The organism is Algibacter pacificus, from assembly GCF_008033385.1.
In the GTDB taxonomy this organism is placed as follows: Bacteria; Bacteroidota; Bacteroidia; order Flavobacteriales; family Flavobacteriaceae; genus Algibacter; species Algibacter pacificus.
The window spans coordinates 1-18120 of record NZ_VOGY01000019.1 but is presented as its reverse complement, the minus strand read 5'-3'; the positions used below and the strand labels follow the sequence as shown (position 1 = coordinate 18120).

The 18120-nt window shown below is 30.4% G+C and carries 13 protein-coding genes; 1 reads left to right on the top strand and 12 read right to left on the bottom strand.

Features of this window, described 5'->3' with window-relative positions; translation table 11 throughout:
• Positions 1–277: 277 nt before the first annotated feature.
• The 12 genes from FQU21_RS16845 to FQU21_RS16790 all read right to left on the bottom strand — a co-directional run bounded on the left by FQU21_RS16845 (position 278) and on the right by FQU21_RS16790 (position 16879).
• Positions 278–718, bottom strand: a complete 441-nt coding sequence (locus FQU21_RS16845) for a DUF6943 family protein (protein ID WP_147679180.1) — start codon at positions 716–718, stop codon at positions 278–280.
• A gap of 258 nt (positions 719–976) precedes the next feature.
• Positions 977–1261 carry a helix-turn-helix domain-containing protein gene (locus FQU21_RS16840; protein ID WP_147679179.1) on the bottom strand — a complete coding sequence of 95 codons (285 nt, stop codon included), beginning with the start codon at positions 1259–1261 and terminating at the stop codon, positions 977–979.
• Positions 1262–1976: 715 nt separating this feature from the next.
• Positions 1977–2627, bottom strand: coding sequence for a DUF4391 domain-containing protein (locus FQU21_RS16835; RefSeq protein ID WP_147679178.1), 651 nt, complete (start codon positions 2625–2627; stop codon positions 1977–1979).
• Positions 2628–5855, bottom strand: coding sequence for a helicase-related protein (locus tag FQU21_RS16830; protein ID WP_147679177.1), 3228 nt, complete (start codon positions 5853–5855; stop codon positions 2628–2630).
• Between the two features lie 11 nt (positions 5856–5866).
• Positions 5867–9004 carry a type III restriction-modification system endonuclease gene (locus tag FQU21_RS16825; protein ID WP_147679176.1) on the bottom strand — a complete coding sequence of 1046 codons (3138 nt, stop codon included), beginning with the start codon at positions 9002–9004 and terminating at the stop codon, positions 5867–5869.
• 3 nt (positions 9005–9007) lie between these two features.
• Positions 9008–10648, bottom strand: coding sequence for an RNA-binding domain-containing protein (locus FQU21_RS16820; protein ID WP_147679175.1), 1641 nt, complete (start codon positions 10646–10648; stop codon positions 9008–9010).
• 26 nt (positions 10649–10674) lie between these two features.
• Positions 10675–11034 carry a four helix bundle protein gene (locus FQU21_RS16815; RefSeq protein ID WP_147679174.1) on the bottom strand — a complete coding sequence of 120 codons (360 nt, stop codon included), beginning with the start codon at positions 11032–11034 and terminating at the stop codon, positions 10675–10677.
• A 35-nt stretch (positions 11035–11069) separates the two neighbouring features.
• Positions 11070–12926, bottom strand: a complete 1857-nt coding sequence (locus FQU21_RS16810; RefSeq protein ID WP_147679173.1) for a site-specific DNA-methyltransferase — start codon at positions 12924–12926, stop codon at positions 11070–11072.
• A 120-nt stretch (positions 12927–13046) separates the two neighbouring features.
• A complete protein-coding gene (locus FQU21_RS16805) occupies positions 13047–13940 on the bottom strand; it encodes a hypothetical protein (protein WP_147679172.1) in 894 nt (297 codons plus the stop codon).
• Between the two features lie 5 nt (positions 13941–13945).
• Positions 13946–14230, bottom strand: coding sequence for a helix-turn-helix domain-containing protein (locus FQU21_RS16800; RefSeq protein WP_147679171.1), 285 nt, complete (start codon positions 14228–14230; stop codon positions 13946–13948).
• A 90-nt stretch (positions 14231–14320) separates the two neighbouring features.
• Positions 14321–15658, bottom strand: a complete 1338-nt coding sequence (locus FQU21_RS16795; RefSeq protein ID WP_147679170.1) for a hypothetical protein — start codon at positions 15656–15658, stop codon at positions 14321–14323.
• A 3-nt stretch (positions 15659–15661) separates the two neighbouring features.
• Positions 15662–16879 carry a site-specific integrase gene (locus FQU21_RS16790; RefSeq protein WP_147679169.1) on the bottom strand — a complete coding sequence of 406 codons (1218 nt, stop codon included), beginning with the start codon at positions 16877–16879 and terminating at the stop codon, positions 15662–15664.
• A 353-nt stretch (positions 16880–17232) separates the two neighbouring features.
• Here FQU21_RS16790 and FQU21_RS16785 point away from each other — a divergent pair, with 353 nt between their 5' ends.
• Positions 17233–17883: a hypothetical protein gene (locus tag FQU21_RS16785; RefSeq protein WP_147679168.1), complete on the top strand. Its 651-nt coding sequence runs from the start codon at positions 17233–17235 to the stop codon at positions 17881–17883.
• Positions 17884–18120 lie beyond the last annotated feature (237 nt).

Here is an 18120-nt window from a genome sequence, read left to right as displayed (position 1 = left end):
GCTCTCACTAAATTTGCTGTTTTTCATTGTGACAGTTTGAATTTAAAGTTAATAAATTCGAATTAATTACTGTCCCATTTTTAGGGAAGCCTACACCTTACCAGATAGGCCTCCTAAAATTCCTTGAGAAATCTTCCCCATAATATAAAACAATTTAAAAATTACACGTTCGGACTTGGTACGGATTTGATATTGATTTTGAACCTTAATTTCGTTACTAATATAACTAAAATTATGCCAATATACTAGTGTTTCAGGTGCTTGCGGTGCCTTTGCGTTATGCTTCTTTAGTTTGCATTAGATTAAAACAATTACGTATATATGCGACCTTTAAAACTGCCATTTTTTCAATGACATTTTGTAACTCTTTTTCTTTTTTACTGATAACCTCTACCGCTTTAATATGTTTTTGCATTATATCCTCTGTATCACAATTTGATTTTAAACTGCTTTTAAGCGTTTTTCTGCAATCATCTATAGAGATAAACGGAATAACACTTCCTTTTAAATAGTAAGCATAAAAACCGCCTATTTGTAGCATCATAGATAAATGAAACAGCGTGTTTTTTTCTTTTTCGGTTGAAGCTTTCACCACAAAACAATTAGGACAAGGATTTGAAAGCGGTTTTCCGCTGTTTAGTCCTTTGTTTAGGATGAAAAAATGAGGGTTTGAGTAAGTTTTTCCTGTACGGTGCGTTTTCAGTTCAAAAGTTGACATAGCTATCCAATTTAAAATTGCTCGCTACGCTTCGCTACATTATTTTTTTTGAAAAGAATAAAAAGATAGCCATAGTTGTTGTGGCGTGGGTAAGGCTGTCAAGGTTTTTGGATAAAAGTTTTTTGAGTTAAAATGTTTAATGAGAAAGAAAAAAGCTTGTGAAAAAAGTTTTATTCAAAACCCGTAGGGCTTGACCTTTACTGCCTTTGGCGGCTGGCAGAGGTAGCCACATATATTTGCTACCTTTTTTATTTTTAATTACAGCTGATTGTTTTTTAGTGTATCTATAATTTCTTGCTTGTTGTAGTATATTCTATGCCCTAAACCATAACTAATAATCTTTCCTTTATTTGTCCAATTCCAAAGTGTTGTTAAATTAATCTTCAAAAACTCTGCTGTTTCTTGTCTTGTTAAATAGACATCGTTTTCTTTAGTGTTTAGATCATCTAAATAGCGTTGTATTTTAACTAATAACTTATCGGCTACTTTATCGGCAAATTCATCAACTGTTACTTCTGTAATTTGTACTGTTTTTGTTATCATAATTAAAATGTTTAAAACTAAAATAAAAAACTTTTCGGGGAAATAACACTTAAAAAAATAGGTTTTCAGAACTTTACTGTGCGGTGGATGAAGCGTTTGTATGGGTATTGATTTAAATAGTTGTTTGATAAAACAGCATTTAAATTAATACTTATACAGGACTTTTAGACGATAGCTTATTGTTTTTTAAGGTACGCAAAAAGCAATATACTATGGCGTATTACTATTTATCTTAAACCTATTTTTTTATTACCGCTAACTTGGGTGGTGGGGAAAAGTGGACTTAACGACAGTTTGTGAATTTGAAGGTTATAACGCATATTATTTTAAACAAACGGTACTCTTTAAATGTTCTACTGTTTCATGCTTGTTCAAAATGTGATTACACGTTCGGGTGTGCGCGTAGGATGAGCGGATATTTTACATAATACCAGTTATAGCTACGAAAACATAACTACACGCCGTAGGCAACCTTTGAAAAGGTTTTTGCTACTATAACTTCTATTATGTAACATAGCTTTGGGAAGTTTAGGGTTTTATGAAAAAAAAATATGAAATAGCTTATTGCAGTTTACTTTGATTTTATGAAAAGTAAAGCTGTAATATGCTATTACTTTAAAGATAAAAAAACGCTAAACTAGAATGGTGAGCGGAATAAAATAAAAGACAGAGGATTATTGCCTAAGCAATAAACTGGGTTTTATTTTATGTGGAATTATAAGTATTCCTCTAGTTTAGTTTTTAATAAATTCAATTTGCTATTTAAAGGTTGTTTTTTATTGAATTGTTTCGTTCTTTTTATTTGTGTTTCTATTTTAGATATTTGATTTCTTAGTTCTTGTATTTTCTGTTCTTTTTCAATTAAAGCTTTTAAATCTTCTTCTGAAGTTATACTTGAATTATTTGAAATTTTAAAACAAAAATCTTCAAAAATCTTATCTAAACTAACTTTTAAATCTAATTGATATTCTTCCTTTTTATCTGAAAACCAATCTGTTTTAAATGCCCAATCTACTACAGCATTATTTTCATTAACTGGATGTGCGTGCTTTTGTGATGTATATAGCATTACCTCATCATTAAATGAAATTATAAATATGATATGATAAGGAATTGCTTTTTCTATAATAGGTAAAACCGATTCAATATTTTTTCTTTGTTTTAACTTGATTTCAATTATTTGAATTTCCTGAACTTCAACACCTTCTAAATTAATGGTATCTGATGCTAATTTGTTTTGCCAACGTATCTTATCAATCACATCTACAAACAACTGTTTTTGTTTAGTTGTTGCATAATCATAAAAAGCATTTTTTGGAATACTCTTATCTTTTTTAGTTTGTATGGGTAATTGAAAAAAACTCATTTATTTAATGACTAAAAATGAAATTAACTTAAAATCTTCTATACCCTTGATTTGACTTTTCCCTGCAGCAGTACCTCCTGCTTTAAATAAGCTTAATACTTCTTTTTCTTCTTCTGTTTCTACTATAGAGGTGATACTTTGCTTTAACAAACTAGAGTATGCAGACATATCTCTATACTCATTAGTTTCCATCTCAAAAGATTTACAAACTTCAACCAATGGTTCTTTTTTGTCTTTACATAACATTCTAAAAACATCTAGCGTTTTTTTACCTTCTAAATGACCAAACTTAATGTCGCCATTTTGTTTAATATACACCATATAATATGGATGTAAACGATTCATTTTATCAATATTCACTGCTGAATTTACGTTCTTTAATACATAAACAACACCACTTTCAAAAAACTCATTCGCTTCTGTTATAGCGTGTAAACCTTCGGGAATATTCTTTAGTTCACCAAACTTCTTAATATAGTTAGATAGATCTATTCTAAAATCATTTAAACCTAAATCTGTAATACTGACTCCTTCTCTTAAATCCTCTAAATCGACTACTTCTTCTTGTAGTTTTTTTAATTGAATTTTTCTGTACTCTAAATCTTTATCTTCTGTATTTAAAATGTTATCGTCTCCAGTACTTGCCATATTACTAATTAACATTCTATTTTCTACTCTAGATTTTAAATTAATATAATTATCCAAAGTAATATCAGGCCAAAAATTAACCATAGTAATATTTGCATTTGTTGAACCAATTCTATCAATACGACCGAAACGCTGAATGATACGCACAGGATTCCAATGAATATCATAATTAATAAGAAAATCGCAATCTTGTAAATTTTGACCTTCAGAAATACAATCTGTAGCTATTAATACATCTATTTCTTCTTTAATACTAGGATGCAGTTGTTGTTTACTTTTAGAGCGTGGTGAAAAACACGTTAATAGTGTGTTTAAATCTGTAGGTATTACTTTAGTTGTACATTTACGTTTACTACCTGTAATTAATGCGGTATTTAAGCCATAAAAGGTTTTAAACTCTGACTTTAAACTATCGTATAAGTAATTAGCGGTATCTGCAAATGCAGTAAATATTATTACTTTTTTGTTATTGGGATTTAATGGTTTTTCTATTTTACCTTTCACTAAGTCTTTTAAATCTTTTAATTTAAAATCTAAGTCATTTTTAACAGGTTTTATTTCTGTAAGTAATTGGTTTAAAATAGCAACATCAGCACTTAAATCTTCTTTCCAGCGTCTACCATCCATATCTGCAATATGAACTTTTACTTTCTTACCAATAACATTTTCTTCATCACCCCAATCTGCATCCCAATCCATATCATTGGTTACATTAGCCTGTAAACCTGAGAAGGTATTATCTTCTCCTTTTTCAATCGCATTTATTGCGTTATTAATTTGCCCTAAAATATTCTGAACCGTTAACCTAAATGCATAAACAGAACTTTCAATACGTTTTAACAAATTCATACGCATTAAAATCTTTAAACTCGATTCTCTGTCAATTTGTGCAAATTTACTCGTACCTGCTTTTACCTTTTTATCGTATAAATCTGCATACAGTTGTACTTTACTTGGTAAAATATAGCTTAAAGGTGAATATACTGAAAGGTTTAATAACGTTAACTTTTCGGCAATTTCTATATAGTTAGTCCCTCTATTTTCTGTTAATGCGCTTTGTTTAGAAATTGGCTTGTTACGTTTTGGAAACTCTCCAATATCCGAGGTATCGTAATAGGTTGTAATGTGCTTTCTAGAACGTGCAATAGTTAGACTGTCTAAAATTTCAAAGAAATCGAAATCTAACATTTCTAATAACTTTTCCGTCGTTCTATTTTCGGTTTCAAATTTAGACCAACTATTAAAAGCTAATTGCGCTCTTCTAAAAACGGTATCAACACCTCTTTCTGTATCTAATTTTTCATCTATCTTTTCTGAAGTACCTTCATAAGCTAATGCTAATTGATTTTTTAAATCGTTAAACCTATTATTTACAGGTGTAGCAGATAACATTAACACCTTTGTTTCAATACCTTCTTGCACAATTTTACGCAGTAGCTTCTGGTATCTATTTTCTTTACCAACAGATGTATTGTTATTTCTAAAATTATGAGATTCATCTATAACTACTAAACCGTAATTACCCCAATTTACATTTTCTAAATTACGAGCATTACTCATCCCTCTTTCCCTAGATAAATCGGTATGAAATAGTACATCGTACCTAAATCTGTCTTTAGACAAAATGTTATCTTTATCATTTTGACGATAAGTGTTCCAGTTCGCTTCTAACTTTTTAGGACATAATACTAGAACATCTTTATTTCTTTTCTCATAGTATTTTATAACCCCTAAAGCAGAAAAGGTTTTACCTAAACCTACACTATCTGCAATGATACAGCCATTGTATTTTTCTAATTTATTAATAGCACCTATTACTGCATCCTTTTGAAAATTATATAATTTAGACCATACTACAGTATCTTTAAACCCAATTTCATCATTCGGTAAATTTTCCATTGCAATATCATCTAGAAAATCACTAAATATATTATACAGTGTTATAAAATAAATAAACTCAGGACTATTTTCTTTAAATGCATTTTCGAAATACTCTTGTACAAAACTGGTAACATCTTGTAAACTTTCTTGATTATTCCAAATTTGATTAAACCAATCTAAATACGCATTACTCTGTGGGAAATCTACTTTTTGTATTAATGTTGGAAAGCCCTTTTTATGACTTACCCCTAAATCTGAAGTTGTAAATCCATTGATATTAGTAAACGCAGCACCTTGAGAATCATTATCGACATGAATTAAACCATTTAAAGGTGTCGCACTATTTTTATTAGATTTAAAGGTTACTTTATCTTTTACCCATTGTGAGCACTCTTTAGCAATTGCTTTTTGGTTTAGCTCATTTTTTAACCTTAGTTCAAACTCACCACCACATAAATTAGCTTCATTGAAGATATGAGGAATATAAAATTCTCTAGATTCTTTATCTAGTTTTTCTTTAATAAAAGTAGGCGAGGTAAAAATAAATTTTAACTCTTCAACACCTTTTAATTCTTTTTTTAAGGCTTCAAAAGCATAAATTGAAAAAGAAGATGCTGCAATTGCTAACTTACACCCTTTTTGTATTTCTGTTTTTAATTCATCGTTTAAGCGATGGTTTACATTGTCTATAATTTTCATTAAGCAGCTTTCTAATTTAAGGTTACCATTTCCATCATTTTCTCGTAAGAACTTACTTTACTAAATTGTACCTCACCATTACCGATTGCTGCAAAATGTTCTTCGGCACAATGTATTTTTAAAGCTTCTACACCTCGTAAATCGTTTGCATTATCAGAACCTTTTGTTTCTGCTATAAAGTAAATTTCTCGTACTTTTTCTTTCTCAAAAACTATTGCCCAATCTGGACTATAACGCCCTGTTTTATCACCTGTTGGAATGGTGATATAGAAATCTTTAGGTAATTTGGCAAATACTGACACCTCAACACTGTTACTTAAAGCCTCTGCAAATTCTTTTTCTATGTTAGAATCTGCAATGATATAATCGTAAATATGATTTTTTACTTGTTGTGCATTTCTATCTACCGTTACATCGTTAGTAAATACCGTTTTAGAATCGAAACGATCTTCTGTTTTATGAAAGGTAATATTATTTAGGATTAAACTTGCTTTTACCTCGTTTATTAAATTGGCAGTTTTAGCAATAAACTCTTCTGGGTTTTTACGAATTAACACAAACTTTTGCGGACTTATTTGCTTTAATACCTCTACAATAGTTCTTCGTGTTAAATTGGTGCTATTTACTATTTCACCAACAATATCATAAACGGTATCTGTGTATAAATCTGCATTTAGTTTTTTAGACTCTCTATTGGTTTGCTTAAATCCTTCTTTACTTTGTAACTCTTCTTTATTACTGTCTTTTAAAAAACCTGTTTTAATTTCATAAACTCTATCAGAAATGTGTAAATCTGCATTTAATCGTATAACGCTATCTGCTATTAACTTTTCTGAATTGAATTTTACTTCATAAATGGTTTTGATATTGATTTTACTCCATAACTCTTGAAACTCTTTTTTATGGAAATTTTTATTTAAAGTAACCGTTATTTTATCTCTATCATTTTCAGGTTTTATTATCTCACCAGTGTACACTGATTTTAATAATTTGGTAATTGCTTTCCTAAACGGTTCTAAATTTTCTGGTAATGTTACTTTGTTTTGCTCTATCGCTTCTTTTCCTTCTGTAGTGATTTTATCATCTTCGTCTATTATATCATTTTTGTATAAAACCTTATTCAGCTTTTTAGCTGTTTCTTTATCTATTCGCATTTCTACACCCAACGCATCGGTAACCAACTTACCTATAAAAAATTCTACTTCTGCTTTTTGCGGTCTATCTTTTAACGTTGCTGCAATTTCTGACTGTAAACCTTTTGCAAAATCCTCATAACTTTCTGAAGCTATAATGGTTAATTTATTGATTTGGTGTACATTTTCGCCTACGGTTTCATAATCTTGACGAATCCCTTCTTTATTGACACACAAACGCATACCACGCCCTACTTCTTGACGTCTTCTTATAGTAGCTTCAGAATGTTTTAAAGCACAAATTTGAAATACATTAGGATTATCCCAACCTTCTTTTAAAGCAGAATGCGAAAAGATAAAACGTGTAGGCTCGTCCATACTTAACAAGCGTTCTTTATCTTTCATAATTAAATCGTAAGCCGAAATATCATCTGAATCTTCTTTACCACGCTTTACGCTTGGGTCTATAAACTTTTTCTTTTTGTCTATAGAAAAATACCCATTATGAATATCGTTGGCTTTATCTCTATCTAAAAACTCTGCATACGCACTTGGAAAATAGGCTTTACGCGCAGTACCAGGATCTGTATCTTTTAAATAATCGTTATATTCTTGTTGAAATAAGTCTAAGAAATCGCTTTTAACTTTGTTATATTCTTCTTCGAATATCTTTGCATATTCTCCTAATATTTGTTCTCCGTTTTCATCGTATTTACGATACTTATCTACCGTATCTATAAAAAATAAGGACAGTACTTTTATCCCTCTTGCATATAATTCTTTCTCTTTATGTAGATGCGATAAAATAGTTTCACGTATTTGAATACGCCTGAACGCTTGCTCATCTAAATCTCCTAAGGCTTCCCCAGCTTGTAAGGTTACACCGTTAACTGAAATAGTATTAGAACTCCCATTAATATCTGTAATTAAGCAATTTTTATATTGCGGCATTTCGCCAGATAACTCATAAAGGTTTGTACCTTCTTCTAAACGTTCTCTTTTACGTTTTACACCTGTACCTTGTCTTTTTTCGTATTCTACAATAGCTACTGGTGGTTTCCCTGCTTTTACAGCAATTTGTTCTAAATATATGTAGCCTGTAGTACCTGTAGAACCTTTTAAGTTAATACCTTTTACGTGTATCTTTTTTACTAACTTTTTACTGTAAGCATCTAAGGCATCTAAACGATAGACTTTATTATATTCCTCTTTATGCGTAGCAGAATAACGGATAGTAAACAGCGGATTAAAATCTTGCATACTTGCCAATGTTTTAACACCATCAACAGATTGCGGTTCGTCTATGATTAATATAGGATTGGTTTGCGCAATAATATCTATAGGGCGTCTGGATTGAAAGCCATCTATTTCTGCATAAATACGTCTTGCATCTTTACCACGAGCATTAAAGGCTTGAGTATTAATAATCATAACACTAATACGATTATCTGATGCAAAGTTTTCTATATCTGTTGGTTTTTTAGAATTGTAAATAAAAGGTGCTATTTTGTGGCCGTACTTTTCTTGAAAGTGCGTTTGTGTTACTTCGAACGATTTGTACACACCTTCACGTATTGCCACACTAGGTACAATAATGATGAATTTAGACCAACCGTATTGCTCGTGTAATTCGTACATTGTACGTATGTAGGTATAGGTTTTACCTGTACCCGTTTCCATTTCTATAGTAAGGTTAATTCCTTTTTTTTGAACCTTTGGTTTTTCTAAAACTTCACTCTCTCTAATATCATTACCACTCTGTACATTTTTTATGTTTTGTAGCAATTGATTGTCTGTAATAGAAATTAACTTGTTACGATAGCCTATATTTTCGTTTACTTCTTCTTCAAACTGTAAGGTATTTACACCATTAGCTGCTTGTTGTGCTTTATGTAATAAAGCCTTACTGCGCTCTAAAGTAAAATGATTAGCACCTTTTTCTTGCCCTAAAAAGCAATTGGTAATTGCTTTTACAGCTTCTATTTGAAATTGTTGTTCTTTAAATTGTAATTTCATTCTCTAGCTTATCAACTTTATTATTTTTACACCTAAATCGGTTAATTTATAGCGTTGTTTAGGATGTGTTTTACGGTTCGGAAATTCCTCTTTTACCCAAGCTAAATCAAATAGAGGGTCTAAATATTTTTTCCGATTTGTAGAATTATTAGATAGGTCTATTTTACTAAATAAATCTTCTCTACTTATCCAATTTGTAAGATTACTTAATAACTGTGTTGTGTAATTATGTACTTCATTATTAAGTATCTCTTTCACTTGGTTACTAGCTCCGTCATTAACTCCGTCACTAGCTCCGTCACTAGCTTGATTCACAAATGCAACAACATCTTCTAAAGTATTAAAAACACTAGTATTATCTTGATCAGTAGCTCCGTCACTAGCTTGGTCACTAACTTTAAAAAGAGGATGCGCGGGAAGTGTAACTAATACGTACGTACTTTGTTCATCTGTATCTATAATAGGTTTAGCAGAGCCATTATTTTCCATAGCTCTATATATAGTAGGCAAACCTGTACCTCTACCTTCTGTAAGATGTAGTTCTTTTAAAAAATCTCCAATACGTCTATTTCTATATTCTCTGGCAACAATACGTTTTTGAGTTTTTAAAATAGTTGCAGTAACAGGTGGTACAGGACCAGGAAAACTTAATATTTCTATTTTGTCTTGCCAAACTTGTATTTCTATTGGACTACCAATTTCATAACTTTTATGATATACTGCATTTGATAATGCTTCTTCTACTGCAGCAAATGGAAAGTTATAAAAGCGTTGCGCTTCTGCTTTTTGGGGGTCTTTAACTACTTGTTCTGTTATTATATTTGTTTCGAGGAACGATAGTGCATCTCTTAACTGATGATGCAAAGGGCCTTTAAAAATTTGTTCTTTAAAGTTTTTACCAGAATTGTCTTGATGCCAAACCAATTCTATTTGGGTTCTAGGAAAAAATTTATGAGGCTCTTTTGTGAAAAACAATAAACCTACATTTACTGGACGTACATCTTCTTCTGGACCTTTAACAATTAGCATTGTTTTTGCTAACTCTTCTAAAGTAAGCGAAGTACTTTCTGCATACAAATCGCTCTTAATTTCTTGTAGATACGCTTGTATGGTTCCTAAATCAAAATCATTTATCGTTGCTTGATTATTTACTCTATCATCAAAAGGAATGCGTGCTGTTAAGTCTTGTAACTGTCGTAAGGTTTCACCTCTTGCTATCATACTTCTAGAACCAATACGAACATAAGGTTGTCTTTGACCACCTTTACCCAAAGTTGTTAACCCAGTATAAGGCCTATTATCTCCTGCTGGACACCATAAGACTAAAATATGTTGACCTTGTAACACATAAGGTTGGGTAATAGGAAAATAATTAGGCATTATTTTATGAGCCAATTGCACAATTTCGCCCTGTATATTGTCTAGTTGATTTTGCGCTAGACCCGAAGGTGGCAATACAGGTTGCCCATTATTTTCTGTAATACCCACCACAATATACCCACCTCCCCAATTGTGTAGGTCGTTGGCAAACGCACACATAGAATGTAAGATATCTTCTGGATTCCAGTTTTGTTTAAACTCAATACGTTCCCATTCTATGGTATCTCCGTTTATTAATGACTCTATGTTTATAGGCAATGCCATTTTTTAATTGTTAATTGTTAATTTGGTTAATTGTTAATGCGCAGTTTGGTAGATTTTATAATACTTGTAATTAATTTCATTAATTCTGTTGCATTTATATGTAAACTTTCAAATGCTTCTTTTTCTAAAAAGTCTGTAGCTGATAGCAGCTCTAACCAATACAACGTCTCATTACATTCTTTTTGTGCAATAGCCATTTTATGAATAAAATCTGCTTTACTTTCTGCTTGTTCTGCTTCTCTATACAAAGCACCAACTGCAGTTCCAGAACGTAATAATTGTTTACTCATTACAAACTCTTTCTTTTCGGTAGTAAGAAATTTAGAAGCATTTACAATGCGAACTGCAAAAGCAAAACTCTTTTCTTTAATTACATTCTTTTTCATAATTAACCATTATACATTAACAATTAACAATTAATTTAAATCACTTTCATTTCAGTATTAGGGCTTAATTGCTTTAGCAATTGCTTTACGTTTTCTTTGGCTGTATCGTTTTTAAAACTACTGTCTTTACACACAAAACGTAGCGGTTGGTGTTTGGCAATTGCTTTGGCAAAAGCCTCGTCTAACTCAGTATCAAAACAAGCGAGTAAGTAATTGGTATCTACCACAAATACTTCTTTATCTAAAACCGTTTCTTTTTGGGTTTTTAGGGTTAGTGGTAAACCCCAATCTAGTAGTATTTGAGTAAGTAAATCTTCTGAAGTTCTATCTTCTTTTATGTTATCTGCAAACACATCTAATTGTCCTTGGTTGTAATCTTGTGGTTTGTAATAGACGTCTTGCATATTACTACTGTCTACCTTAAAAACTTTAAAACCGTAATCTATATCTGCTTTGGTTTCTTCTTTTATTTTAGTAGCTGCTCTACGGATGCGTTCTTTACCTATTTCACAAATGTTTTTGTAGCCTGCTTTGTAGGCCTCACTTTTCTCGTCTGTAGCTTCTGGTAGTTGAACACATAAAAACTTCCTATTGCTTTCTTCTTTTTCAGCATTTAGAGAAATTGTAGCCTCTGCCAATGACCCTGAACCACTAAAAAAATCTAGAACTAAATCATTTTCGTTAGATCCAATAGTCAGAGCCTTTTTTAAATAATTTACAGGCTTTGGATAATCAAATAATGATTTACCATCAAAAATCCTTTTCAATGCTTTATTTGATCCATCGGTATGACCAACCTCATCATAATCCCAAAATGTAGATGGAGTAAGACCTTGCTTAACCTCGGCAAGAAATTTCTTAACTGACGGAACATTATTTCCAGAATTTCCAAACCAAATTCTGTTATCATCAACCATTTCTAAAAATTTTTTCTCATTGACAACCCAACTCCTACCTTCCGGTGGAGTAACTTTTCTGCCAGATGGAGTAGTAATTGTATATCTATCTTTTTCAGTAACTCTACCAACACTTAAATCAGCTGACTTCCAATTTCCTCTTGGATCGTTATCTAAATTTTTATAACGATCATCTTGCTCATCAGTTCGGTCAACTAAATTCGGTTTGTAATTTGGTTTATCTTTCGCAAAACATAATAGATATTCGTGGCTAACTGAAAAATACTTTGCATCGTTTTGTATACCATATTTCTTTCTCCAAATTATACTACTAATAAAATTACTCTCCCCAAAAACCTCATCCCCAATTTTACGTAAGTTATGTACTTCATTATCATCAATAGACATAAAAATCACCCCATCATCAGTCAACAAATTACGTGCTAATTTTAGTCGTGGGTACATCATAGATAGCCAGTCGCTATGGTAACGCCCTGCGGTTTCTGGGTTGGCTACTAAGCGGTTTCCGTATTCGTCTATTTGGTTGGTTTCTTCTTTAAACTCTGTACTGTCTTGGGTGAAATTATCTTTATATACAAAGTCTTTACCTGTGTTGTACGGTGGATCTATGTATATCATTTTAATTTTACCTAAATAGCTTTCTTGTAAAATTTTGAGTACTTCTAGGTTATCGCCTTCTATGTACATATTTTCTGTAGTATCGAAATTTACAGAATCTTTACGTACCGGTCTTAGTGTTTTTGTAGTTGGTAAATTGGCGGTAACTATGGCTTCTTTTTTTCCAGGCCATTCTAATCTGTAACGTTCTTTTGCACCTTCTACTACTTCGTGGTTGAGTTCTTGTTTTAGTAAGTCGAAATCTATGGCTTTGCCTTCTGCTGTTTCTGTAACGCAGTTAGGAAATAAGGCTGCTATTTTTTCTATATTTTGGTTTACCAAGTCTGGTGAGGATAGGTCTAGTTTTTCTGTACTCATTGTTATTTATTGTAAAGGTTTTACAAAAATGTAAGGCATAAAAATATAATATTAATCTGACTTAATTATAAGGATTTCTACATTTACTTTTTACCCCTGTTTTATGTTATATTACAAGTACTAAAATAGCGTATATTTTACACTTGTTTTTAATTGCTTTTTTACGTGCATTAGATACTGATTGTTTGATAACTTTTTTAGTTTATTATACACCTTTCTACGATTGCTAAATGTTTCAGAATGGTCTATTTTATACTGTTGTAATATTTCTTGATTTTGAAATAATGCTAAGACTTCTTTTTCTTTGTTAGTAAGTTGTGATAATGGCATACTTTGTTGCTTTTCTATTTTATCATACTTACTCAATAACTCATCTGCTAACATTTGATATTTCGCCTTATCAATTAAATCTTTAACGGTATAAATGCCTATAGGGTTTTTACGGTTGTTTAGATTACGTGTATAGATTTCTAACTCAAACCTAAATAAATGCTTATTTAAGTTAATACGGTCGTGTGTTTTAACTTCAAAAGTTTTATCATAGCCTTTTACATTATAGTCTGTAAGATAGAATTTTTTACCGTATTGTTTATTAGCACCTAACATTGGTATTGGTTGTTTACCGTTTAAGCTTAACCAAGGATCTAGAATTGGTTTTGCTTCTTCTTCTATTATTAATCCAACCGCCAAATAATGAATTTTAGCTTCATATACATTAAATGGTAGAATACTATTTAATTCACTTAAAGCTTCAACGACTTCTGAATAGGTAAACAATTCGTAATTATTACCCTTATACCATTTATTTAAAGAATTATTACATTTTATTGTACGTCCTTTTAAGCGTAAATCTAAATTGTTTACGCTAGTCTTGTAACCATTAACCTTTTTAGTTTTATCGTTATAGGTAGGACACCATTTTAGCCCTCTCCAGATAAATGATGTTTCTCTTTGTTCTAAAACTTCTATTGGTAAATTAGTTACTCGATACTTTATTTTTATTGTATCGTACAAACTTACTACCTTTTGTTTTTAAAAGCTTTATTGTAGTTTTTATCTAACAAGACTTCTACATCTTTCATTTTGTAGTAAATTTTACTACCAATTTGAGAAAATGATATTTTGCCTTCGTCTCTCCAAGTTTGTGCTGTTCGTTTACTAATATGCATTAACTGGATAAACTCTTGATTGTCGAGAAAGGTTTCGTGTGATGGTTTTGATTGTTCTTCAAGTTTTTTATTAACTTGTTCTAATCTGTTTACTAAATCTTGATACTGTTCTGCTGTTAAAATTACTGCGCTCATCTGCTGATATATTTAAAATTATACCGCAAGATTGCATTAATGATAGCTCGTTATAAGGCTGACCTTATAAGACCTTATATTGAGTGTATTTTAATGAAGTGGATTGTCTTTTATGTATTGTTTTGCATCTTTTTGGAATTTTTGAGAAACATCAGAAAAATCGAGTTTTGACTTTAATTCTAATCCTATTTGGTTTGCTATTATTCTGCATAATTTATCAATACCTAATTGAGGTAATATATTAGCTTCTCTTAACGCTTCTACAACACCTCTTAATGCTCCTTTTTTTCTAGTGCTTAAAATAGATTGACCATTTGAAATAATACTTAAATCTTCCAGAAGATCTAAAACATATTGTCGTTTTACTTGGTCTGATAATATTGTTTCAAAATTGTGTTCTACATTATTATTTATCGCAGGTAACTCTTTTATTGAAGGCTGAATCTCTTTTAAGAAAGACTTTTCATTATCTAACCATTTTTTTATTGTTTTAATATATCTTTTTTCACCTTTAGAAAACTCTTTTAATAGTGTTTCTTGATTTAATTTGTGTGCTTTCTTTTTTATGTCAAATTGATATTTTGTTGCATCAGATATATAATCGTTTTCTAATAATTGAGTAGTGTCTATAGATAGTAATATTTGATTTGTTATCTTCATTAAATACTCAAAAAGCCTATCTTGAGTTAATAACTTTGCTTTAGCAACACCTAAGTAAGGGTTGACTTTTGGTTTTTCTGAAAGTAATGGTAATGTTTTTGAAAAATGTTTTCGTACTTCTGCAAATAAAGGAATATCAAAAGGGAATATTTTGTACCATTTATCGTAAGTAGAAAGTAATAGGTTTAAATCTGTTTTAACTTTGTCTGTAGGTTTTCCATAATTATCTAGAAAATTGATAATAAATTTTTGTCTGTCTTTGTATTTTCTATCTTCACCTGTTAGCTTTAAATCGTTTTGCAACTCTACTACATAACCTAAATATTTGCTTAACGCAACAGGCTCTCCAAACCCCTCTGGTATTTGACCAAAACTAGCAATAGCGTATTCTATGTAATTTGTTAATTCGTCTTTCCAATTATCAACATCTAAATTATTTATTATGTGATGATGTGTAAATAACACTTTATCTGCCACTTGTTTTGGTAAATCGTTAAAATCTCTTTTATCAAACCAAGGTTGTTTAATTAGTTTAGAATGATGCTCACAACACAATGGAAATTCATTAAAATACACCTGCATTTGCTTGAGGATTGTAGCATGAGATTTTCTACACCCTTCACAAGTATCCATATTATGCTTTTCTTGTTTGAAGTATTTTATTTCAAATTGTTTTTCGAAACTAGATCCCTCAAAATACACCATTTCACTACCACAAGAATTGATAGTTTTTATATTTTTTACAAAAAACTGATGATCTCTTTTCATTTTTTAATTGATGTATTTATCTACTGCATTATCTAATTCACTACTTATAATTTTTGCATATACTTGTGTTATTCCAATATCGGAATGATCCATAAGTTTAGATACGTGCTCTATACGCATACCGTTGTTTAATGCTCTGGTTGCAAATGTATGTCTGCTAATATGAAAGGTTAAAGAAAATGGTAACTCTAAAGTTTTACCCATTTTAGTTAAATACATATTGCTTAATGCTATTGCTTGTCTTACTACTTTTGCTCTTTGTTCTCGGTCTGTAAAATAATCGCTATCAATATTTGCGAAAGGAAATATTATATCGTTTTGATTTACATTTTCAGTTTTATATTTTTCTAAAATATCTATTGCTACTTGCCCAATTCTAATACTATGCTGTCTGTTTGTTTTGCGTATTGTCTTAGTTATTTTATGCGTATGAGCATTGTAATTATTCCATTTTAATTCTATTATATCGCCAAACCTTAAACCTCCAGAAAAGACAGCAAACAGAAACATATCTTTTATAATTTGTGCTTTTGCTTTATCCGAAACCTCTAATTTAATAAAAGCCTCTAACTGTTCAGCTGTTAAAAATCGTTTTGTGCTTTTTGCTTTCTTGACTTTAAATTTACTAAAAGGAAAATGATTTAACGGTATTAAATCCTCTCTCTGCGCTTCTTTAAACATTAGGTTAAGAATCTTTAAAGAAAAGTTTATCGTCGTGTTATTGTTACCTAAAGTGGTACTACAGTAACCTGCATAGTCTTTTAATGTTGTTACTGTAATATCATCGAACATTAACTCTTTATGGCCTATAAACTTTTCAAACTTTTTGAGGTAGTTTTTATAGTTGTTATATGTTGATAAGGCTAAAGTGTCTATTTGTTTTTCGCATCGGTTGTATGCATACTCAAAGAAATTAACTAACGGTTTCCCCTTAATAGCTTCTTTTAGTTTTCTTGCTGATGTGGATTGGTTTTTAGTTTCTAAATCTGCTATTTGTCCTTGTGCATCTGCTACCTTTTGAGAAATGTATTTATTTAGTCGTGTAGAATTACTATGATTTTTCTTTACTTTTTGTTTATCTTCATCCCATTCGTTAGGCTCTAATTTTAAGCTTAAAGAAATGAATTTAGTTTTTCGGTCTTTTATCACTCTTAAATATAAAGGTGCTTTTCCAGACTTATCGACTTTAGATTTTTTTAATATTAATTTTATTGAAGCCATAACTTATTGATTTAGAATAGGTGCAATGGGATGCAAACGAATACTAAGGTACAACAATAGGTACAACAAACAATGCTTTTTATTGTATTTTATTACATTATTTTGCATTACACAAAACAACAAAACCCTTTATTTATAAGGGTTTAAGTGAAATTAGAAGAAATAGGATATAATAATTAGACAACACCGTGTATAATTCATTGCTAGTTATAACCTACTTACGAAAATCCTCGCGGATTTTCTATTCGGTTTTTATTTGTTAACTTTAGTGCTTAAACACGCAACGAAATCATACACATCAACGTTACCAGCCATTTACGAGACGTAATCTGAAACTGAAAATTAATAAAAAAATGAATGAAATAAACTCGAAAGAACAAGATGAAAAGTTAACAGAAGTTCTTATTGAGGAAATAATTAAGTCTCATTTTAAAGATGGATCATTAACATTCTCCGATTTTAAGAACAAAAAAATATTCTGGAATAAAATTCTTGAACTAAATAAAAAAGCTGAATATCAAGTTATAATTAATCATACTAATACATTAATTAAGAATGCTCGCCATTTTAATAAAATCGGTGAATATAATAATGCTAAAATATTTTACGCAACTTATTTTGAACACGAATTAAACAGAATAATAAACGAACTATGCCATAGAAAATCTATTGATAAAAAAGAAACAAATAATATAATTAAATCCATTAATATAATAGGAAAACTAACTTGGCTACCATTGTTACTTGGAATTCCTAAAATATCTGTAAAACATAAAAATATTATTCTAAAACTAGCTGACAATAGAAATGCATATATTCATTATAAACATAATCCAGAAACAAATCAATTAAATATAAATCAAAAGCATAAGGAACAAGAAGACATAAAACAAATTGAAAAGACTATTACTTATTTTAAAAAATATACAAGTCGAGTTTTATTTAATAATCAAAAAACAAAACTTGAAAAAGAATTAAAAAAGAAAAAAATGAATAAAAATTAAACTGAAAAATAAAAACGGCTGGTAACACCGTGTAAAATTTATTGCTTTTTAAGGTTTTTCTGGCGAAAAACCTCGCAAGCGTAAAAGTCTGTAATTATTAGTTATTTTTAGCTAAAATTACGCAACAAACCTTACACAACAACGTTGTACTTAATGCGGGACAAAAAGTCGCATATTGAATTTAATTGAACTATTTTTTGTATTTTTGGTACATATGTAATTTACTAGAGATAAAAT

Excerpts from the sequence above, each read along its gene's own strand:
- FQU21_RS16845 (WP_147679180.1), bottom strand. The coding sequence starts at position 718 with ATGTCAACTTTTGAACTGAAAACGCACCGTACAGGAAAAACTTACTCA.
- FQU21_RS16840 (WP_147679179.1), bottom strand. The coding sequence starts at position 1,261 with ATGATAACAAAAACAGTACAAATTACAGAAGTAACAGTTGATGAATTT.
- FQU21_RS16835 (WP_147679178.1), bottom strand. The coding sequence starts at position 2,627 with ATGAGTTTTTTTCAATTACCCATACAAACTAAAAAAGATAAGAGTATT.
- FQU21_RS16830 (WP_147679177.1), bottom strand. The coding sequence starts at position 5,855 with ATGAAAATTATAGACAATGTAAACCATCGCTTAAACGATGAATTAAAA.
- FQU21_RS16825 (WP_147679176.1), bottom strand. The coding sequence starts at position 9,004 with ATGAAATTACAATTTAAAGAACAACAATTTCAAATAGAAGCTGTAAAA.
- FQU21_RS16820 (WP_147679175.1), bottom strand. The coding sequence starts at position 10,648 with ATGGCATTGCCTATAAACATAGAGTCATTAATAAACGGAGATACCATA.
- FQU21_RS16815 (WP_147679174.1), bottom strand. The coding sequence starts at position 11,034 with ATGAAAAAGAATGTAATTAAAGAAAAGAGTTTTGCTTTTGCAGTTCGC.
- FQU21_RS16810 (WP_147679173.1), bottom strand. The coding sequence starts at position 12,926 with ATGAGTACAGAAAAACTAGACCTATCCTCACCAGACTTGGTAAACCAA.
- FQU21_RS16800 (WP_147679171.1), bottom strand. The coding sequence starts at position 14,230 with ATGAGCGCAGTAATTTTAACAGCAGAACAGTATCAAGATTTAGTAAAC.
- FQU21_RS16795 (WP_147679170.1), bottom strand. The coding sequence starts at position 15,658 with ATGAAAAGAGATCATCAGTTTTTTGTAAAAAATATAAAAACTATCAAT.
- FQU21_RS16790 (WP_147679169.1), bottom strand. The coding sequence starts at position 16,879 with ATGGCTTCAATAAAATTAATATTAAAAAAATCTAAAGTCGATAAGTCT.
- FQU21_RS16785 (WP_147679168.1), top strand. The coding sequence starts at position 17,233 with ATGAATGAAATAAACTCGAAAGAACAAGATGAAAAGTTAACAGAAGTT.